We start from the raw sequence: 19,574 nt of genomic DNA on the forward strand, positions 1-19,574 counted from the left end.
TCACCGCCGCGAAGGTGCACACCATGGACGCGTCGCGTCCGCTGGCCTCGGCCTTCGCCTACGACGCCGACGGGCGCCTGCTCGCGGTCGGCGACCGCGACGCGGTCCTCGCCGGCCACCCGGGCGCGCGGCGGATCGATCTCGGCGACGCCACCGTCGTCCCCGGCCTGATCGACGCGCACGGCCACGTCGCCAACCTCGGCTACACCTTCCTGCGCGCCGACCTCGTCGGCACGCGCAGCAAGGCCGAGGTGATCGAGCGCCTGCGGGCATCGGCGAAGGGCCTCGCGCCGGGCGACTGGCTGCTCGGCCGCGGCTGGGACCAGAACGACTGGCCCGAGAAGGACTTCCCGACCGCAGCGGACCTCGACGCGGCGTTCCCCGATCGCCCGGTCTGGCTGGGCCGCATCGACGGCCACGCCGGCTGGGCGAACTCCGCCGCCCTCCGGGCCGTGACACGCGACCTCGGGGGCAACTGGCAGCCCGACGGCGGCCGCATCCTGCGCACCGGCGGCCGGCCCACCGGCGTCTTCGTCGACGCCGCGATGGATCTGGTCGATGCCGTCGTGCCGCCGGTCGACGAGGCCACCGCCACGCGCGCGCTCGAACTCGGCATGAAGGCGGCGGTCGAGCACGGCCTCACCGGCGTGCATGACGCCGGCGTGTCGCTGGCCGACCTGCGTCGATACCAGCGCCTCGCCGACGCCGGGAAGATGCCGCTGCGCATCGACGCCATGGCCGACGGCGACGGCGAGTCCTTCGGCTGGCTCTGCGAGAAGGGCCTGTACCGGCATCCCGGCGGCCGCCTGCAGATGCGCGCGGTCAAGCTCTACATCGACGGCGCGTTGGGCAGCCGTGGCGCCGCGCTGATCGAGCCGTATTCCGACGATCACGACACGCACGGGCTGCTGGTAATCGCGCCAACGAAGCTGCGCGAGGTGGTGGCCCGGGCGCGCGGCTGCGGCGTGCAGGTCGCCACCCACGCGATCGGCGACCGCGGCAACCGCGAGGTGCTCGACGCCTTCGAACAGGCGCTCGGCACCCATCCGGGCGACCACCGTTGGCGCATCGAGCATGCGCAGGTGCTGGCACCGGCGGACCTGCCGCGGCTCGCGAAGCTCGGGATCATCGCCTCGATGCAGCCCACACACGCCACCAGCGACATGCCCTGGGCGCAGGACCGCCTCGGCCCGCAGCGCATCGTGGGCTCGTACGCATGGCGGCAGCTGCGCGACGCCGGCACGCGGATCGCCCTGGGTTCGGACTTCCCCGTCGAGTCGGTCGATCCGCGCCTCGGGCTCTACGCCGCGGCGACCCGCACGGATGCCGACGGCCTGCCTGCGGGCGGCTGGCGCCCGGAGGAAAAGCTGACCGCATTCGAGGCCCTGCGCGGCTTCACGCTGGATGCCGCCTACGCCGGGTTCGACGAGGCCCGGGTCGGCAGCCTCGAAGCGGGCAAGCGCGCGGATTTCGTGGTGCTGGCGGAGGATCCGCTCGCGATCGACCCGTCAGGTCTGAAATCGCTGACCGTGCGGGCGACCTACGTCGACGGGCGTCCGGTGTTCGAGGCGCCGGCCTCACGCTGACCGGCGACCAGCCGGCGCCGCTGCTGCAGGTACATGGTGGCGGCGAGCAGCAGCGCAGTCGCGAAGGCGAGCGTCATCCAGTCGCCGGCCACGAGCGGGGCCGGCCGCAGCGCGGCCCTGACGAAGCGGATCGCGTCGGCGACGCCCAACCCGCCGAACAGCAGGGCGAGCCCTCCCAGCGTGCGCGCACGCGGCGCCCCGGCCGGGCCGGTGGCGCCGGATGCATCGTCACGGCTCACGCGTTGACGGCTCCGGCGTCCGCGGTGACCACGCAGCCGCGCAGCGAATTGCTCATCGCCTCGGTGATCACCACGTCCACGAACTGGCCGATCAGGCGGGGCGGGGCGGGGAAGTTCACCGAGCGCATGTTCTCGGTCTTGCCGGTCAGCTCGTTCGGGTTCTTGCGCGACGGACCCTCGACGAGGATGCGCTGCGTGGTCCCGACCATCGCCTGCGAGATGCGCGCGGCGTTGGCGTTGATGGTCGCCTGCAGGCGCGACAGGCGTGCGTGCTTGATCTCGCTGGACACGTCGTCCTCGAGGTTCGAGGCCGGCGTGCCCGGGCGGCGCGAGTAGATGAAGGAGAACGACTGGTCGAAGCCAACGTCCTCGATCAGCTTCATGGTCTTCTCGAAGTCCGCGTCGGTCTCGCCGGGGAAGCCGACGATGAAGTCCGACGAGATCGAGATGTCCGGCCGCACTGCGCGCAGCTTGCGGATCTTCTGCTTGAACTCCAGGGCCGTGTAACCGCGCTTCATCGCCGCGAGGATGCGGTCCGAGCCCGACTGCACGGGCAGGTGCAGGTAGTTGGCGAGCTGCGGCACGTCCCGATAGGCCTCGACCAGCGAGTCGGAGAACTCCAGCGGGTGCGAGGTGGTGAAGCGGATGCGGTCGACGCCGTCGATTCCCGCGATCGTGCGGATCAGCAGGCCGAGGTCCGCGACCTCGCCGTCACCGTACGGCCCGCGATAGGCATTGACGTTCTGCCCCAACAGGTTGATCTCGCGCACGCCCTGCGCAGCCAGCTGGGCGACCTCGACCAGCACGTCCTCGAACGGCCGGCTGACCTCTTCGCCGCGGGTGTAGGGCACCACGCAGAAGCTGCAGTACTTCGAGCAGCCCTCCATGATCGACACGAATGCGCTCGGGCCGTCGGCGCGGGGCTCGGGCAGGCGGTCGAACTTCTCGATCTCGGGGAAGGAGATGTCGACCTGAGGCTTGCCCGACTCGCGGCGGGCCTCGATCAGCTGCGGCAGGCGGTGCAGGGTCTGCGGACCGAACACGAGGTCGACGAAGGGCGCGCGCTTGACGATCGCCTCGCCCTCCTGGCTCGCCACGCAGCCGCCGACGCCGATCAGCACCGGTTTGCCGCCCTGCTTGAGCTGCCGCCAGCGGCCGAGCTGACTGAAGACCTTTTCCTGCGCCTTCTCGCGGATCGAGCAGGTGTTGACCAAGATGACGTCGGCCTCGGCGGGGTCTCGGGTGATCTCCAGGCCTTCGGCCGCGGCGAGAACGTCGGCCATCTTCGCCGAGTCGTACTCGTTCATCTGGCAACCGTGGGTCTCGATGAAGAGCTTGCCGCGAGGCGCGGCAGCGGTGGCCGGCGCCTCGGGCGCATCGGCGAGCAACAGGTCGGTCATGGGGTATCCGGGAAGGGCGGCGGTTAGTCCGGGCCGGCCGTGCAGTCTACCGCGCTGCAACAGCGCAGGTGACCGCGTCCGCAGAAGACAATTCTAAACAGATCAAGGGGTTGTGAAACTTCTGGAAACAAGAAATGATGTTCCCATGAAGACGCGCGTCGCATTCCTGCTGCTTGCCGGCCTCTTCGGCACCGCCCCCGCGGTTGCCGGTACGGTCTACCGTTGCGACGTCGATGGCGTTCGCAGTTACTCGAGCAAGAAGATCGCTGGCGCCGGCTGCGAGGTCGTCAGCCGCTACACGGCCCGCCCCGCGAAGCGCGCCGCTGCGACGGTCGCGGCGCCCAAGCCGGCTCCGACGCCCGCGCAGGGCTCGATGACCCCGGTCAACCTCGTCGCCGGCTCGCCGGCCTCGGGCTCGCTGGCGGCCGTGCCGGCCGCGGCGAAGGCGCCGGTCGTGTCCTCGCGGGGCAGCGCGCCGCGCCTGGTGCAGGGCCAGATCTACTCCTACATGAAGGACGGCGTGCGGCACTACTCGAGCCGCCGCCCGGCCGGTGTCGCCAGTGCCGGCGCCGTGCGCACCATCCGGTACAGCTACATGGAGACCTGCTACGCCTGCGCCGCAGCGCCGGGTGTGAACTTCTCCAAGATCCGCCTGCGCCACGACGCCTACCGCGGCGAGATCGCCGCCGCCGCCGCGCAGTACGGCGTCGACGAGTCGATCGTCCGCGCGATCATCCATGCCGAATCCTCCTACAACCCGAATGCGCTCTCGCGCGTCGGCGCGCAGGGCCTGATGCAACTGATGCCCGCCACGGCGCGTCGTTTCGGCGTCGACAACGCCTTCGACCCAGCGCAGAACATCCGCGGCGGCGTGCAGTACCTCGCCTTCCTGCTCAAGCGCTTCAATGGCGACCTGCGCCTGGCCGCGGCCGGCTACAACGCCGGCGAGGGCGCGGTCGACAAGTACAAGGGCGTGCCGCCGTACAACGAGACCCAGCGCTACGTGCAGCGTGTCGCGCTGCTGGCCGACCGCTATCGCAGCACGCCCGTCCTGCGCTGATTCCCTGCTCCAGGGCTGCCTTTCCGACGCCAGCCGGCGACCCCGGCTGGCGTTTTCGCATGCGCGGGACTGCGATCCGCGTCGAAGGCCTCGGGTCCGACGGCCGCCGTGGATTGTCGGCCCGTTCACCGTTCCGTTACACTTCAACGTCTTTATCAGCGGCCCCGCGCATCCGTGCGGGGCAGCCCACGTCGAACAGTTTTCGGAGTGCCGGATGGCCAACGAAGGGGTCAACGAGACCACCCACGAGCCGGTCAACCTCGGCCGCCGTCGGTTCCTCACCGCGACGACCGCAGTCGTCGGCGCGGTCGGTGCCGGCTTTGCCGCGGTGCCTTTCATCAAATCGTGGAACCCGAGCGCGCGCGCCAAGCTCGCCGGTGCCCCGATCACCGCGGACATCAGCGCGCTGCCCGAGGGCCAGCGCCTGATCGTCGAATGGCGCGGCCAGCCGATCTGGATCGTCCGCCGCTCGCAGGCGATCCTCAAGGCACTGCCGACGCTCGACGGCAACCTCCGCGATCCGAAGTCGGAAAACCCGGACCAGCAGCCGAACTACGTGCTGAAGGGCAATCCGGAGTACCGCTCGATCAAGCCGGAAGTCTCCGTGCTGGTCGGTCTGTGCACGCACCTGGGCTGCTCGCCGGAAATGAAGGCCGAGATCCGCCCCGAGCCGTTCGACCCCGAGTGGAAGGGCGGCTACTTCTGCCCCTGCCACAAGTCGCGCTTCGACATGTCGGGCCGCGTCTATCAGGGCGTGCCGGCGCCGACCAACCTGGTCGTGCCGCCGCACCACTACGAAAACGACAACACGATCGTGATCGGCGTCGATCCGCAGGGAGCCGCCTGAGATGGCCAAGAGCAATGACCAGCTGTCCGCGCCGAACAACATCGGCAAGGGCCTGATCACCGGTGTGGTGAACTGGTTCAACGACCGTGCCCCGGGCGCGGGCATCGCCTACAAGAAGCACATGTCGGAGTACTTCGCGCCGAAGAACTTCAACATCTGGTACTACTTCGGCTCGCTCGCGCTGCTGGTGCTGGTCAACCAGATCGTCACCGGCATCTTCCTGACGATGCACTTCAAGACCGACGCCGCGCAGGCGTTCGCGTCCGTCGAGTACATCATGCGCGACGTCGAGTGGGGCTGGCTGATCCGGTACATGCACAGCACCGGCGCCTCGCTGTTCTTCATCGTGGTCTACCTGCACATGTGGCGCGGCCTGATGTACGGGTCGTACCAGAAGCCGCGCGAGCTGGTGTGGGTCCTCGGCATGGTGATCTACCTCGTGCTGATGGCCGAGGCGTTCATGGGCTACGTGCTGCCGTGGGGCCAGATGTCGTTCTGGGGCGCGAAGGTCATCATCTCGCTGTTCGGCGCGATTCCGGTCATCGGCAACGGCCTGACCGAATGGATCATGGGCGACTACCTGCCGTCGGACGCCACGCTCAACCGCTTCTTCGCGCTGCACGTCATCGCGCTGCCGCTCGTCCTGCTGCTGCTGGTCGTGCTGCACCTGGGCGCGCTGCACGAGGTCGGCTCGAACAACCCGGACGGCGTCGACGTGAAGTACGGCCCGAAGGGCAACCGCTGGTCGGCAGATGCGCCGAAGGACTCGATCCCGTTCCATCCGTACTACACGGTCAAGGACATGGTCGGCGTCGGCTTCTTCCTGATGCTGGCGGCCTTCATCATCTTCTTCGAGCCCACCGTCGGCGGCCTGTTCCTCGAGCACGACAACTTCACCGAGGCGAACCGCCTCGTGACGCCGGCTCACATCAAGCCGACGTGGTACTTCACCCCGTACTACGCGATGCTCCGCGTAGTGCCGGACAAGCTCGGCGGCGTCATGGTGATGTTCGGTGCGATCGTGCTGCTGTTCCTGGTGCCGTGGCTCGACCGCGCGAAGGTTCGTTCGATCCGCTACCGCGGCATGCTCGCCAAGGTCATGTTCGGCCTGCTCGCCTTCAGCTTCCTGTGGCTGGGCAAGATCGGCTCCGGCCCCGGCACGGACATCACCGAGACCTACATCGGTCGCGTGCTGACGTTCTTCTACTTCATGTTCTTCATCACGATGCCGATCTGGACCAAGCTGGATCGCACGAAGCCGGTTCCCGAGCGGGTGACGATGCATGACTGACATGTCCCGCCGCGCATCCACCTCCCATCAGCCTGCTGGATTCATGAAAATGCGAGTTCTGCGATCGCTTGCGACGCTCGTTCTCGGCCTCGCGGTCTCGACGCCGCTGTTCGCCGCGGAAGAGGGCGTACACCTCGAGCAGGCCGGCACCGACATCGCCGATCGTGCCTCGCTGCAGCGTGGCGCCCAGCTGTTCATGAACTACTGCTCGGGCTGCCACTCGCTCAAGTACCTGCGCTACTCGCGCATGGCCGACGACCTTGGCCTGACCGAGGACGAGGTGCAGAAGAACCTCAACTTCACCGGTGCGAAGTACGGCGAGACGATCGAGGCTTCGATGCCGCCGGAGTCCAGCGACTGGTTCGGCAAGCAGCCGCCGGATCTTTCACTGATCGCGCGCGTGCGCGGCAGCGACTGGATCTACACCTACCTCAAGTCCTTCTACCTGGACGAGTCGCGCCCGGTGGGCTGGAACAACACGGTGTTCCCGAACGTGTCCATGCCGAACCCGCTGTGGCAGCTGCAGGGCCTGCAGCACGCCGAGTTCGGCAAGCCGACCGCCACGGGCGACCGCCCGGTGACCGGCCTGAAGGTCACCCAGGACGGCACGCTCGACGCCGCCGGCTTCGACCGCGCCGCGCGCGATATCACAGCTTTTCTCGAGTACGCCGGCGAACCCGCGGCGCTCAAGCGCCAGTCCATGGGCGTCTGGGTGATCCTGTTCCTGGCCCTGCTCACGTTCCTCGCCTGGTTGCTCAAGAAGGAATACTGGCGCGACGTCGAGCATTGACGCGGCGGCGGCACCCGGGGGCTTGGGGGTGCCGCATCGTCGTGACTCGGGACCGTTGGCGACCGCCCGCACGGGGTGGGCGGCGCCCTGCGGCCGGCGGTTTCCGGTCGATCGAGGTCGACGATGGCGGCGAATCCACGCATGCGTAATACCCTCACCCTGTTTTCCTCCACCGATTGCGTCCTCTGCCATCGCGTGCGCCTCGTGCTCGCGGCCAAGGGCGTGACCTACGACTTGGTGCCGGTCGATCCGCAGAATCCTCCGGAGGATCTGGTCGACCTGAACCCGTACCAGTCGGTGCCGACGCTGGTCGAGCGCGACCTGGTCCTTTACGCCGCGAGCGTCGTCAGCGAGTACCTCGACGAGCGCTATCCGCATCCGCCGTTGATGCCGGTCGACCCGCTGTCGCGCGCGCGCCTGCGGCTGGCAATGCTGCGCCTGGAGCACGACTGGGTGCCGCAGGTGCAGGCCATCCAGCTTGGTAACAAGGCCCAGGCCGAGGCCGGCCGCAAGCGCCTGAAGGAACTGCTCACCGCGTCGGTGCCGCTGTTCAAGGCCAGCAAGTTCTTCCTCAATCCCGAGATGAGCCTCGCCGACTGCGCGATGGCGCCGATCATCTGGCGTCTGCCGGCACTCGGCGTGCCGCTGCCGAAGGATGGGAAGGTGATCGAGGACTACGGCAACCGCATCTTCCGCAACCCCGGCTTCGCTCGCAGCCTCACCGAGCAGGAGCGCAAGCTGCGCGACCTGCCGGCCTGAGCCGCGCCGCGAACGCCCGACGAAGGCCCGCCATCGGCGGGCCTTCTGGTTTTTTCCGAATGCCCCGTTTCCGCCGGCCTCGCCAGCTGCATTTACACTGCCCCGCATGACCGACGAATTCGAGATGACCAGTCATCGCCCGTACCTGCTGCGGGCGCTGTACGAGTGGATCGCCGACAACGGCCTGACGCCGCATCTGCTGGTCGACGCGACGCGCCCCGGCGTGCAGGTCCCGCGCCATGCGGTAAAGGACGGGCGCATCGTGCTCAACGTTGCGCAGCGCGCCGTCGCCGGGCTGGAGATGACGAACGAGCTGATCCGTTTCAGCGCCCGCTTCGGCGGCGTCAGCCATGCCGTTTCGGTGCCGGTCAGCGCAGTGCTGGCGATCTACGCCCGCGAAAACGGGCAGGGCATGGCGCTGCCGCCGGAGTCGGAGGACGAGGACGTCGCCACCGAGATGCCCATGGGTGCGGCTGGCGACGAAGGTCCGTCGCTGGAACTCGTGCAGGACGGTGGCGACGCGGAGCCGCGCCCTGGCCCGGACGGCGACGACGAGCCGCCGACGCCGCCGCGCCGCGGGCACCTGCGCATCGTCAAGTAAGAGGGTCAGGCCCCGTACGCAGCGCGGTTGACTAACATTTCGCGGCCGACCTGGGCCGATCCGATCGCTGAGGACACGGCCGAAGATCGACGGCAACGGCGGCGTGGATGATCAGGGTTTCGCCTGTGCATGAGGCGCTGTACCTCCCGCTTCCGCCCGGCATGTGGAATGCCTCGCGGCTGTGAGGTCGACAAGCGCGAAGTCGGCCAATCGCTGTCAGAGGTCGCGCGACGCTTCGTCGACGATGACGCATAGCGCCATGGTCGGGACCGTCTGCCGTCTGGCGCGCAATCAACGGTGCCGCCGCGAGAACGCCGAAACCGCGACGACAGGAGCGGCGCAGCCCGCCGATTGGACGATGCGATCGCTGCCGCCGTTTCAGCTGCCCGTGCGATCCGGAAACGGGATGGGCGTCGGCGTCGCCGGGCCAAGGAAGCTGACGAGCCGTTCGCCCCGCAGCACCAGCCGCCCTTGGTGGCGGTCCGAGCCGTCGGTCGAGTAGTCGAAACGGAAGGTGCGCTCCCACCCGAGGCGGCCCTGCACGCGGCAGGGGCGCAGGCCGACCACGTGCACGGATTCGTCCAGCCACTGCACGTGCGCGGCGCGGCAGGCGTCGCGCCCCAGCTGGCCGGCACGCTCGGCGGCCGCGCGGCCGGCGTTCCAGAAGGCCACCATGGCGGCCGCGACGATCATCAACACGATGGCGGTTAGCATTTTGCTAATGTGGTGGTTTGGGCAGGCTGCGACAAGAGCCGGCACGTTTCGGACAGGGGCGATTCGATGAAGCTGGTTTTTCCGGGGGGTGAGCATCCGCAGGTCGTGCTGCAGCCGGGCGTGAACAGCGTCGGCTCCGCGCCGGATGCGAACATCGTCCTCGACCGGCCGGGCGTGCAGCCCCGCCACTGCCAGCTCCACGTCACCGCCAACGGCGTGATGCTCGACGTGCCATCCGACGCCGCCGTCACCGTAAACGGCTCCGCGGTGCGCGGCCTGATCGCCCTACGCGACGGCGACCGCGTGGCCTTCGACCGTTTCGAGGCACGCCTGACCGGCATGGAGAACGTCGCGGTGGCGCGGCCCGGCGCGGCGATCCCCGCCTCCGCCAACGACGACCTGTTTGCCACCACCGTGCGCCAAGCGTTGCCGAAGTTAATGCTGCGCGGCGTTGCCGGCCACCTGTTCGGCCGCAGCTTTCCGCTGGCGGGCGTGACGACGGTCGGCCGTGCGCCGGATTCGACGCTGCACTTCGACGAGAACGGCATCTCGCGCGCCCACGCGCGGCTGGTGCCGAGCGACGGCGGCGTGCAGGTCGAGGACCTGGGCTCGACCAATGGCACCTACCTCAACGGCAAGCGCATCCTGCACGGCGAAGCGAAGGTCGGCGACGAGATCGCCTTCGACACGTTGCGCTTCCGCGTCGTGTCGACCGCGCCGTCCGAGGAGACCGAGCCGCGCCCGGAAACCGGAAGCCGTTTCGACGGACGGCTCGTGTGGGGCGTGGCGATCGGCGTCGCGCTGCTGGCCTGCGCGATCGCGCTCGCGCTCTGACGCGAGGGCTCAGCCCGGCCGCCGCCCGAGCTTGAGCGAGAGGTCGATCGCGCGGACGTGCTTGGTCAGGCCGCCGACCGAGATGCAGTCCACGCCGTCCTCGGCGATCGCGCGCACGGTCGACAGGTCGACGCCACCCGAAACCTCCAGCGGAATGCGGCCCGCCGCGATGCGCACTGCGTCGCGGCGCATGCCGGCGTCGAAATCGTCGATGAGGATGCGGTCGCAGGCGCTGTCGAGCGCCTCGCGGAGCTGGTCCAGCGTCTCGACTTCGACGATCACCGGCAGCGACGCAAACCGCTCGCGCGAGGCCTGTACGGCGCCCGCGATCGAGCCCGCCGCGCGGATATGGTTTTCCTTGAGCATCACCGCGTCGTAGAGACCGATGCGATGGTTGGTGCCGCCACCCACGCGCACCGCGTACTTCTGCGCGAGGCGCAGGCCCGGCAGTGTCTTGCGCGTGTCGAGGATGCGCGCACGCGTGCCGGCGACGGCATCGACGTAGGCGGCGGTGACGGTCGCCGTCGCCGACAGCGTCTGCATGAAGTTGAGCGACGTCCGCTCGGCGGTCACCAGCGCGCGGGCGCGGCCGTCGATAGTCGCCAGCAACGTGCCGGCGGCGACACGCGCGCCTTCCTCGGCGTGCCAGTGGATGCGCACGTCCGGATCGATCGCGCGATGGCAGAGGTCGAACCACGGGCGGCCGCAGACCACTGCGTCCTCCTTGCAGAGCAGGTAGGCCGTGTCGGCAACGTCCGGCAGCAGCGCCGATGTCGCATCGCCACTGCCGATGTCCTCGTCGAGCGCGCGGCGGACGTCGGACTCGATTGACGCGGCCGGCGGCAGCGGCACCGCGCTCATGCAGCGGTGATGCCGCAGGCGGTGAGGTCGAGCGACTCCTCGGCCAGCAGCACCGGGATGCCGTCGTCGATGCGGTAGGCGAGCCGACCGTCGGCGGTCACCAGCGCGGCGTCGATGGCGCCGGTCTGGGCGGCGCCGTCGCCTCGCTTTACATTGCCGGCGGCGATCGCGGCATTCAGATCGTTGAGGGTGCGCGCGTCGGCGGGACGCAGGGGCTGGCGGGTGGTCGGGCAGGCCAGCAGGTCGAGCAGCTTGCGGTCCATGGCGGGCAATCGCGGGTGGGCCGTTTAGAATACGTCTTTGCCCGGAAGTGGACGTATGGCCGCCGTGGATTCCGTGTCGCCGTTGATCGGCATCGTGATGGGCTCGCGCTCGGACTGGGAAACCATGCAGCACGCCGCCGCGAAACTCGAGGCGCTGGGCGTGCCGCACGAAGTGCGCGTTGTTTCCGCACATCGCACGCCGGATGTGCTGTTCGATTACGCCGCCACGGCACGCGACCGCGGCCTGCGCGCCATCATCGCCGGAGCCGGCGGCGCGGCGCACCTGCCGGGCATGCTCGCGTCGAAGACGCCGCTGCCGGTGCTGGGCGTGCCGGTGCAGTCGAAGGCACTCAACGGCATGGATTCGCTGCTGTCGATCGTGCAGATGCCGGCCGGCATTCCGGTGGCAACGTTCGCGATCGGCAACGCAGGCGCGGCCAATGCGGCGCTGTTCGCGGCGGCGATGATCGCGAACGAATTCCCGGACGTCGCCGCCGGGCTCGACGCGTTCCGCGCGAAGCAGACGGCCGACGTCATGGCCGCGGACGACCCGCGCCGATGACCACCGTCGGCATCCTCGGGGGCGGGCAGCTGGCCCGCATGCTCGCACTCGCCGGCGCGCCGCTCGGCCTGCGGTTCCTGGTGATGGACAACGTCGCCGACGCCTGCGCCGGCCAGTTCGCGCCGATGGTCGTCGGTGACTACCGCGACGAAGCCGCGCTCGCGGAATTCGCGTCGCGCATCGACGTCGCCACCTTCGATTTCGAGAACGTGCCGGCCGAGTCCGCCCGCTGGCTGGTGGAGCGCGTCGACGTGTTCCCGAACCCGCGCGCGCTCGCCACCGCGCAGGATCGGCTCGCCGAGAAGACACTGTTCCGCGGGCTCGGCATCCCGGTGCCGCCGTTCGCGCCGATCGACACGCTCGACGAACTTCGCGCGGCGATCGCCGACATCGGCACGCCGTGCATCCTCAAGACGCGTCGCCTCGGCTACGACGGCAAGGGCCAGTTCCGAATCCGCGGCGCGGGCGACATCGACGCGGCGTGGCAGGCACTCGGCGCGCAGGCCTCGAAGGTCGGGCTGATCCTCGAAGGCTTCGTGCATTTCGAGCGCGAGCTGTCGGTCGTCGCGGTGCGCGGACGCGGCGGCGAATTCCGCGCGTGGCCGCTGACCGAGAACTGGCATGTCGACGGCGTGCTGTCGGCAAGCCTTGCCCCCGCGCGCGTCGACGAAGCGACGGCTGCGCTGGCCGTAGGCCATGCGAAACGCCTTGCCGAGGCGCTGGACTACGTGGGCGTGTTCGCGCTCGAGCTGTTCTCGCGCGACGGCGAACTGCTCGCCAACGAACTCGCGCCGCGCGTGCACAACTCCGGCCACTGGACGATCGAAGGCAGCGAGACCTCGCAGTTCCAGAACCATCTCCGCGCCGTGCTCGGCCTGCCGCTTGGCGATACGCGCATGGTTGGCACCGCGTGCATGCTCAACTGGATCGGCGAGATGCCCGATGCGCGCGCGGTGCTCGACGAGGCGGGCGGGCACTGGCACGACTACGGCAAGGAGCCGCGTGAGGGGCGCAAGGTCGGCCACGCGACCCTGCGCAGCGACGATGCCGCCGCGCTTGCCGCGTCACTGCAGCGCGTGGGCACGGCACTCGGCCGTCAGGACCAGGTGCTGCCGGTGATTCACGCGCTGCAGGACTGATCTCGCCTAGCGTGTCGCGATGCGCCGTCATCGCCCGCGAGTAGTGGCCATCGTGGCGATCGTCGCAGCCATGACCGGCTGCGGCGATCGCGTTTCCGAGCCGGACGGGCTTTCCGCGAAGTCGGCGCGGGCCGCTGCCGGTACGACCCGGGCCCCCGCGGCGACGCCGATCGCGGCAGGCGAGGCCGCCAGCGCGGTCGAACGCCCGTCCGATGCGCCGGACGTTTCGGAGTTCGCACCCGCGCCTGCCGTGGGGCAGGTGTCGCGTGCCAACTGCCGCATGGGCGGCTGCTGGTGGTATCGCTACCTGTCCGTGCAGCGGGAAGCCGTGCCGTCGCTGCGTTACCGGCTGGCGTTGCAGGGGGGCGAATCCGGGCCGCATCCGGGCGACTATCCGCTCGATGGTGCGGATGCCGTGATCCGCTGGGATGCGGCGCCACCGATCGAGGCCATCGTCGACTGCTCGTTGCAGGCCCCGCGTGTCTCGTTCGGCGGCAACGCTTCGCGGCTCGCGCTCAATCCGCGCGGCGTGTCGGGCGTGGAGCAGGGGATGGCGAGCCTGTATTTCGCCACCTGTCACGGCGAATCCGGCGACGATGCGGTACTGGCACGCGAGTACGGTTACGACGTGAAGTGATGCCCGCAAACGCGAACGGCCGGGTCGCCCCGGCCGTCCGTGCTTCGATCCGCTCGGCGGATCACTTCATGTTCGACGCCACGAAGTCCCAGTTGACGAGGTTCCAGAAGGCCTCGACGAACTTCGGCCGCGCGTTGCGGTAGTCGATGTAGTAGGCGTGCTCCCAGACGTCGCAGGTGAGCAGCGGGGTGTCCTCGCCGGCGATCGGCGTATTCGCGTTCGACGTGCTGACAAGCGCCAACGAGCCGTCCGGGCGCTGCACCAGCCAGCCCCAACCCGAGCCGAAGGTGCCGATGCAGGTCTTGGCGAATTCCTCCTTGAACGTCGCGAAGTCGCCGAAGGCGAGGTTGATCGCATCGGCCAGCTTGCCGGTCGGCTCGCCGCCGCCGTTGGGCTTCATGCAGTTCCAGAAGAACGTGTGGTTCCAGACCTGGGCGACGTTGTTGAACAGCGCACCCTGCGAACGGCGGATGATGTCGACCAGCGGCATGTCCGCGAACTCGGTGCCCTCGATCATCTTGTTCGCGTTGTCGACGTACGTCTTGTGATGCTTCCCGTAATGGAAGTCGAGCGTTTCGGCCGACATGTGCGGCTCGAGGGCGGCGCGGTCGTACGGGAGGGGCGGCAGTTCGATGGCCATCGGCAATCTCCGGGTGGGGGCGGGAGGCGTACAATCGCGCATTCTATCCCCACGACACCGTTGCGATCCGTCGCGGCGGTGCAATGCACAGGAGCCGGCCCATGAGCGTCATGGAGCGCATCCAGGCGGAGATCGACCGCCACCCCGTCGTGCTCTTCATGAAGGGCACGCCGCAGTTCCCGATGTGCGGCTTCTCCAGCCGTACGGTACAGGCGCTGCGCGCTGCCGGTGCCACCGAGCTGCACACCATCAACGTGCTCGAAGACCCGGAAGTGCGCGCGAACCTGCCGCGCCTGTCCAACTGGCCGACCTTCCCGCAGCTCTTCATCAACGGCGAGCTGATCGGAGGCTGCGACATCACGCTGGAGCTGCTGGAATCCGGGGAGCTCGCGCGCATCGTCAGCGAGACCCAGACTTCGTGAGCGACGCGCAGAGCCGCGTCCTCGACGGTCGCGTCGTCCTCGTAACAGGCGCCCACGGCGGCTTCGGCAGCGCCGTCGCGCGGGCCTGCACGCAGGCGGGCGCGACGGTGGTGCTGCTCGGGCACAAGGTGCCCAAGCTCAACCGGCTCTACGACCGCCTCGCGTCCGAGGGCCCGGAACCCGCGATCTATCCGCTCGACCTCGAGGGTGCGGGGCCCGACGACTACGCGCAGCTCGCCGAGCGGCTGGAGTCGGGCTTCGGCCGCCTCGACGGCCTCGTGCACTGCGCCGCCGAGTTCCGCGGCCTCACCCCGCTGGTCCATGCCGACCCGGCCGATTTCGCGCGCTCGATCCACGTCGGCCTGACCGCGCCGTGGTGGCTGACGCAGGCGCTGGTGCCGCTGATGGCGAAGTCGGCCGATGCCTCGGTCGTCTTCACGCTGGACGCCCCCGAGCGCGTCGGCGCGGCCTACTGGGGCGGCTACGGCGTCTCGCAGTTCGGGCTGCAGGGCGTCGTCCGCATCCTGCACGCGGAGCTGGCGAACAGCGCCGTCCGCGTCGCCGGCCTGATGCCTGGGCCGATGCGCACGCCGCTGCGCGCACGCACCTGGGTCGAGGAAACCGATCGCCAGGCGCTGGATCCGGCCGTCTACGCGCCGGCCTGCGTCGAACTTCTGTCGCCGGCAGGTGCCGCGCATCGCGGCGACGTCTGGTCGCCTTCGCCGTCGCTGGGCTGATTCCGTATGACCGTCGCCTCGGCCGCGCTGCTGTTGTTCCTGATCCTCGATCCGCTCGGGAACATCCCGGTGTTCTTGAGCCTGTTGCGCTCGCTGCCGCCCCGGCGGCAGCGCATCGTGCTGGCCCGCGAGCTGATCATCGCGCTGGTGGTGCTGGCCGCCTTCCTCTGGGGCGGCAAGTACGCCCTCGAGCTCATGCACCTGCGGCAGGAGTCGGTCTCGATCGCCGGCGGCATCGTGCTGTTCCTGATCGGCATCCGGATGATCTTCCCGCCGCCGGAAGGCCTGATGGGCGAGATTCCCGACGGTGAGCCCTTCATCGTGCCGATGGCGATCCCGCTGATCGCCGGCCCCTCGGGCATGGCGGCGGTGATGCTGATGGGCAGCAACGAGCCCGGCCGCCTGAACGAGTGGACGCTGGCGCTGCTGATCGCCTGGGCCGCGACGGCCGCGATCCTGTTTTCGGCGACCGTCCTATACCGATTCCTGGGCAAGCGCGTGCTGACCGCGATCGAGCGCCTGATGGGCATGCTGCTGGTCGCCATTTCCGTTCAGATGTTCATGGACGGCCTGTCCGCCTACCTGCGCTGAACGACCGTTCGCCGTTCTGCGCCGCAGCGCGCATTCACGGCGTCATCACCGTGTAACCCAATGGCATCAACGTGTTAACCTATAGTTAACCACACTGGGCGGGGAGCCCGGCGTGCCTTCCGTGTCGTGACCGTTCCCATCGAGGCTTCCGTAATGACTCACCCGAACCGCGTTCGGATGTCCAAGCTGACGCTTGGTCTTCTCGCCGCTCTTGCCACCGCTCCGGCTTTCGCGCAGAGCACCTCCGCCGGTCTCGGCGGCATCGTTACCGACGCGGGTGGCCAGCCTGTCGCCGGTGCGGAAGTGACGATCACGCACGTCGAGTCGGGCACGATCAGCCGCGCCACGACCGACGCGAGCGGCCGCTATACCGCGCGCGGCCTGCGCGTCGGCGGCCCGTACACGGTCACGGTCTCCAAGAACGGCGTCGGTACCGACACCGAGCAGGGCATCTACCTCGATCTGAACAAGATCAGCACCGTCGACGCCGCCCTTGGCGACGCCGGCCAGCTCGACACGGTGCAGGTCGTCGGCATCGCCGGCGGCTCGAACGTGTTCAGCGCGACCAAGATGGGTTCGGGCACCAGCGTCAACCAGCAGGTGATCGAGTCGCTGCCGTCGATGAACGGCAACATCCAGGACTACATGCGCCTCGATCCGCGCGTCGCGTTCACCGACCGCGCCTCGGGCAGCATCAGCGCCGGCGGCCAGAACCCGCGCTTCAACAAGATCACGATCGACGGCGTGTCGGCCAGCGACACGTTCGGCCTGGAAGGCAATAACATGCCGACCCAGCGCCAGCCGGTGTCGATGGAGGCCATCGAGGCCCTCGACATCGACCTGTCGAACTACGACGTGACGATCGCCGGCGCTGCCGGTGCGAACATCAACGCCGTCACCAAGTCGGGTACGAACGAGTTCCACGGCTCGATCTACGGCACGTTCCGTGACGGCGAGTGGTTCGGCGACTACCCGGCGCGCATCGCCGGCAGCTCGCTCGACGTGACCGGCCTGCCGTTCGACGAGTACACCGAAGAAATGACCTGGGGCGCCACCGTCGGCGGCCCGATCATCAAGGACAAGCTGTTCTTCTTCGCGAACTTCGAGAAGTACCGCCAGAAGGACATCGGTCCGGCGGGCGGCAGCCAGGGTACGAACCCTCTGGCCAGCGGCGCCGACTTCAACGCGCAGGACGTGGCCGAAGTGCAGCGCATCGCGCGCGACGTCTGGGGCTTCGACGCCGGCAGCCTCAACGCGGGCGGCGACACGGAGCTCGACGAGAAGGCGCTGAAGATCGACTGGAACATCAACGACAACCATCGCGCCAGCGTCCGCTACAGCAAGCTGGAGCAGACCCGCGTGCGTCCGGAGGCTTCCAGCGCCAGCACGCTGTCGCTGAGTTCGAACTGGTACAACCACGAGAAGACGGTCGAGAGCTACGTCGGCCAGCTCTTCAGCGACTGGACCGAGAACTTCTCCACCGAGTTCAAGGTTTCGTTCCGTGACTACTCGTCGATCCGCGTCAGCCCGACCACGGCGCCGACGATCCAGATCTACTTCGACGACAACGTCGCCAACGGCAACGACGATCCGCGTGGTACCACGAGCAGCACCTTCAGCGGCCTCGACCTGATCCGCATCGGTACCGAGCGCAGCTCGCCGGGCAACTCGCTGCTCACCGAGACCTGGAACTACTTCGGTTCGGCGACCTGGACGCTCGGCGACCACGACGTCAAGTTCGGTGCCGAGTACAGCGAAAGCGAGATCTACAACTTCTTCCTGCAGGACTCGTGGGGCAACTACAGCTTCTACGTCCCGACCCGTAACGGCGTGCACGATTTCAGCAACCTGCTCAACGGTCGCTACTTCGATTACGACCTGCAGGCGAATCCGACCAACCCGGATGCGATCGCGGCGCGCTACACGAACAAGAACCTCTCGCTGTTCGTGCAGGACACCTGGTACGTCTCGCCGAACCTGACGCTGACCCTCGGCGTCCGCGCCGACCGTCCGGAGGCCAGCCCGAACCCGCCGTTCAACGCGTGCTTCGCTTCCGAGCGCGTCGCCAACGGCACCGGCCCGGCCAGCTGCCCGAACGGCGGCTTCGGCATCGACAACACCAACACCTACAGCGGCAGCTTCATCATCCAGCCGCGCTTCGGCTTCAACTACACCTTCGACACCGAGCGTCCGACGCAGCTGCGCGGCGGCGTTGGCCTGTTCCAGGGTGATGCCCCGCAGGTGTGGGTCGGCAATGCCTACAGCAGCACGGGCATGAACTACGTCTCGTACCAGAACCTCGTGTGCGTGGATGCGAATGCCGATGGTCGTTGCGACAACGGCGTGCAGTTCAGCGCTAACGGCCTGAATCCGTCGATTCCGTCGGGCGGCGCCGGCGTGCGCAACGTCAACGCGATCGCGGAGGACTTCGAGCTGCCGTCCGTGTGGAAGGCCAACCTCGCCATCGATCATGAGCTGCCGTGGTACGGCATCGTGGCCTCGGCCGAGCTGCTCATGACGGAAGTCAAGAACGGCCTGTTCTACCGCACGCTCAACACCGGCGCGGGCTACACCGATCCGTACGGCCGCACTGTGTACTGGAACCCGAACAGCCCGCGTCCGTTTGGCAACACGTCCTCGGGCACGACGCCGACGAACCCGGCGCGCTTCGGCAACAACAGCTACTTCAACGACGTCTACCTGCTCGAGAACACCGACCTGGGTCGCGGCCGTCAGTTCACGGTGTCGCTGGAGAAGCCGTTCAACCGCGACAGCGACTGGTCGTGGACGCTCGGTTACACCTACACGCAGGCCGAGGAAGTGGCTGCTCTGACGAGCTCGACCGCGGGCTCGGGCTTCGGCTCGCAGCTGGGTGTGAACATCAACGAGCCCGTCGCCGGCACCGCGCGCTACGAGATCAAGGATCGCTTCACCGGCGCCCTGAACTGGCAGCACAAGTTCTTCGGTGACCACGCCACGCAGGTCGGCCTGTTCTACGAAGGCCGCAGCGGCCGTCCGTACAGCTACATCTTCAACGGCGATGCGAACGGCGATAACCGCACCTTCAACGACCTGTTCTACGTGCCGGCGGGCCCGGGCGACGTCAAGTTCGGTTCGCTGAGCACCACGGGCGCCTTCACCGCGAACCCGGCGATGGAAGCCGCGTTCTGGAAGTGGCTGGACGGCCAGCAGCAGCTGCAGGCCTACCGCGGCCGCTTTGCGCCGGAGAACGAGTTCCGTGCGGGCTGGGTGAACACGTTCGATCTCCGCATCAGCCAGGAGCTGCCGGGCTTCTTCAAGGGTCACAAGTCGAAGATCTGGCTGGACATCCAGAACGTCGGCAACCTGATCAACAAGGACTGGGGCCACATCATCGACTACGGCTTCAACGCCAACGTCGCAGTGGCCAGCCTGATCGGTATCCACGAGGGCAAGTACGTCTACGGCTACCGCAGCGGCACCGAGTTCGGCCAGGCCACGGCGCTGGGTCTTCCGACCAATGCCGACGGCCAGACCAACGGCGTCTCGCAGTGGTCGCTGCAGGTCGGTCTCAAGTACGAGTTCTGATCCGATCCATCCGCTTCAGGGAAAACGGCCGGCT

At 68.4% G+C, this 19,574-nt stretch carries 21 protein-coding genes; 15 read left to right on the forward strand and 6 right to left on the reverse strand.

Translation table 11 applies throughout. The features are described 5' to 3' along the window. The first annotated feature begins 23 nt into the window (after positions 1-23). Positions 24-1,586, forward strand: a complete 1,563-nt coding sequence (locus IE066_RS02250; protein WP_229790629.1) for an amidohydrolase — start codon at positions 24-26, stop codon at positions 1,584-1,586. Here the strand turns inward: IE066_RS02250 and IE066_RS02255 are convergent. Together IE066_RS02255 and miaB are read right to left on the reverse strand one after the other, a co-directional pair. After that, positions 1,541-1,825, reverse strand: a complete 285-nt coding sequence (locus IE066_RS02255) for a hypothetical protein (RefSeq protein ID WP_189446700.1) — start codon at positions 1,823-1,825, stop codon at positions 1,541-1,543. The genes IE066_RS02250 and IE066_RS02255 overlap by 46 nt on opposite strands. Next, entirely contained in the window at positions 1,822-3,225 is a 1,404-nt protein-coding gene (gene miaB / locus IE066_RS02260; RefSeq protein ID WP_189446701.1) for a tRNA (N6-isopentenyl adenosine(37)-C2)-methylthiotransferase MiaB, read from the reverse strand. The genes IE066_RS02255 and miaB overlap by 4 nt, the downstream gene beginning before the upstream one ends. Before the next feature lie 145 nt (positions 3,226-3,370). Here miaB and IE066_RS02265 point away from each other — a divergent pair, with 145 nt between their 5' ends. The 6 genes from IE066_RS02265 (at position 3,371) to IE066_RS02290 (ending at position 8,573) form a co-directional block, all read left to right on the forward strand. Then, on the forward strand, positions 3,371-4,285 hold the full coding sequence (locus IE066_RS02265; RefSeq protein ID WP_189446702.1) for a lytic transglycosylase domain-containing protein: 915 nt from the start codon (positions 3,371-3,373) through the stop codon (positions 4,283-4,285). Positions 4,286-4,499: 214 nt separating this feature from the next. Next, a complete protein-coding gene (gene petA, locus IE066_RS02270) occupies positions 4,500-5,132 on the forward strand; it encodes a ubiquinol-cytochrome c reductase iron-sulfur subunit (RefSeq protein WP_189446703.1) in 633 nt (210 codons plus the stop codon). A gap of 1 nt (position 5,133) precedes the next feature. Beyond that, complete coding sequence (locus tag IE066_RS02275) at positions 5,134-6,423, forward strand: cytochrome b (RefSeq protein WP_189446704.1); 1,290 nt, start codon at positions 5,134-5,136, stop codon at positions 6,421-6,423. Between the two features lie 49 nt (positions 6,424-6,472). Continuing rightward, the gene (locus IE066_RS02280) at positions 6,473-7,213 is read left to right on the forward strand and encodes a cytochrome c1 (RefSeq protein ID WP_189446705.1); all 741 of its coding nucleotides are present in this window, start codon (positions 6,473-6,475) and stop codon (positions 7,211-7,213) included. Positions 7,214-7,336: 123 nt separating this feature from the next. Beyond that, positions 7,337-7,972 carry a glutathione S-transferase N-terminal domain-containing protein gene (locus tag IE066_RS02285; RefSeq protein WP_189446706.1) on the forward strand — a complete coding sequence of 212 codons (636 nt, stop codon included), beginning with the start codon at positions 7,337-7,339 and terminating at the stop codon, positions 7,970-7,972. 106 nt (positions 7,973-8,078) lie between these two features. After that, positions 8,079-8,573: a ClpXP protease specificity-enhancing factor gene (locus IE066_RS02290; protein WP_189446707.1), complete on the forward strand. Its 495-nt coding sequence runs from the start codon at positions 8,079-8,081 to the stop codon at positions 8,571-8,573. 378 nt (positions 8,574-8,951) lie between these two features. On the opposite strand, the gene IE066_RS02295 is transcribed toward IE066_RS02290, so the two are convergent. Then, on the reverse strand, positions 8,952-9,287 hold the full coding sequence (locus IE066_RS02295; protein WP_189446708.1) for a DUF3301 domain-containing protein: 336 nt from the start codon (positions 9,285-9,287) through the stop codon (positions 8,952-8,954). Between the two features lie 66 nt (positions 9,288-9,353). Between IE066_RS02295 and IE066_RS02300 the strand changes: the two genes are divergently transcribed. Next, a complete protein-coding gene (locus IE066_RS02300) occupies positions 9,354-10,121 on the forward strand; it encodes an FHA domain-containing protein (RefSeq protein WP_189446709.1) in 768 nt (255 codons plus the stop codon). Positions 10,122-10,130: 9 nt separating this feature from the next. Here the strand turns inward: IE066_RS02300 and nadC are convergent, their stop codons facing one another. Further along, positions 10,131-10,982 carry a carboxylating nicotinate-nucleotide diphosphorylase gene (gene nadC, locus IE066_RS02305; protein ID WP_189446710.1) on the reverse strand — a complete coding sequence of 284 codons (852 nt, stop codon included), beginning with the start codon at positions 10,980-10,982 and terminating at the stop codon, positions 10,131-10,133. Continuing rightward, positions 10,979-11,245: a Trm112 family protein gene (locus tag IE066_RS02310; RefSeq protein ID WP_189446711.1), complete on the reverse strand. Its 267-nt coding sequence runs from the start codon at positions 11,243-11,245 to the stop codon at positions 10,979-10,981. Before IE066_RS02310 ends, nadC begins: the two co-directional genes overlap by 4 nt. Before the next feature lie 55 nt (positions 11,246-11,300). Here IE066_RS02310 and purE point away from each other — a divergent pair, with 55 nt between their 5' ends. Genes purE through IE066_RS02325 form a run of 3 tightly spaced genes read left to right on the forward strand, consistent with a single transcriptional unit; the run spans position 11,301 to position 13,583 of the window. Next, positions 11,301-11,807 carry a 5-(carboxyamino)imidazole ribonucleotide mutase gene (purE, locus tag IE066_RS02315; protein ID WP_189446712.1) on the forward strand — a complete coding sequence of 169 codons (507 nt, stop codon included), beginning with the start codon at positions 11,301-11,303 and terminating at the stop codon, positions 11,805-11,807. After that, positions 11,804-12,946, forward strand: a complete 1,143-nt coding sequence (locus IE066_RS02320) for a 5-(carboxyamino)imidazole ribonucleotide synthase (protein ID WP_189446713.1) — start codon at positions 11,804-11,806, stop codon at positions 12,944-12,946. Before purE ends, IE066_RS02320 begins: the two co-directional genes overlap by 4 nt. A gap of 52 nt (positions 12,947-12,998) precedes the next feature. Continuing rightward, positions 12,999-13,583 (forward strand): hypothetical protein, encoded by a 585-nt coding sequence (locus IE066_RS02325; RefSeq protein WP_189446714.1) that lies wholly within the window; start codon positions 12,999-13,001, stop codon positions 13,581-13,583. A gap of 61 nt (positions 13,584-13,644) precedes the next feature. Here the strand turns inward: IE066_RS02325 and IE066_RS02330 are convergent, their stop codons facing one another. After that, positions 13,645-14,223 carry a superoxide dismutase gene (locus tag IE066_RS02330; RefSeq protein ID WP_189446715.1) on the reverse strand — a complete coding sequence of 193 codons (579 nt, stop codon included), beginning with the start codon at positions 14,221-14,223 and terminating at the stop codon, positions 13,645-13,647. A 101-nt stretch (positions 14,224-14,324) separates the two neighbouring features. Here IE066_RS02330 and grxD point away from each other — a divergent pair, with 101 nt between their 5' ends. The 4 genes from grxD (at position 14,325) to IE066_RS02350 (ending at position 19,540) form a co-directional block, all read left to right on the forward strand. Beyond that, positions 14,325-14,645, forward strand: a complete 321-nt coding sequence (grxD, locus tag IE066_RS02335; RefSeq protein WP_189446716.1) for a Grx4 family monothiol glutaredoxin — start codon at positions 14,325-14,327, stop codon at positions 14,643-14,645. Continuing rightward, entirely contained in the window at positions 14,642-15,382 is a 741-nt protein-coding gene (locus IE066_RS02340; RefSeq protein WP_189446717.1) for an SDR family NAD(P)-dependent oxidoreductase, read from the forward strand. Before grxD ends, IE066_RS02340 begins: the two co-directional genes overlap by 4 nt. Before the next feature lie 6 nt (positions 15,383-15,388). Then, positions 15,389-15,973 (forward strand): YhgN family NAAT transporter, encoded by a 585-nt coding sequence (locus tag IE066_RS02345; RefSeq protein WP_189446718.1) that lies wholly within the window; start codon positions 15,389-15,391, stop codon positions 15,971-15,973. Between the two features lie 177 nt (positions 15,974-16,150). Continuing rightward, a complete protein-coding gene (locus IE066_RS02350) occupies positions 16,151-19,540 on the forward strand; it encodes a TonB-dependent receptor (protein WP_189446719.1) in 3,390 nt (1,129 codons plus the stop codon). Positions 19,541-19,574: the final 34 nt, after the last annotated feature.

Origin of the sequence: Cognatilysobacter xinjiangensis (assembly GCF_014651995.1) — a bacterium.
Taxonomy (GTDB): Bacteria; Pseudomonadota; Gammaproteobacteria; order Xanthomonadales; family Xanthomonadaceae; genus Cognatilysobacter; species Cognatilysobacter xinjiangensis.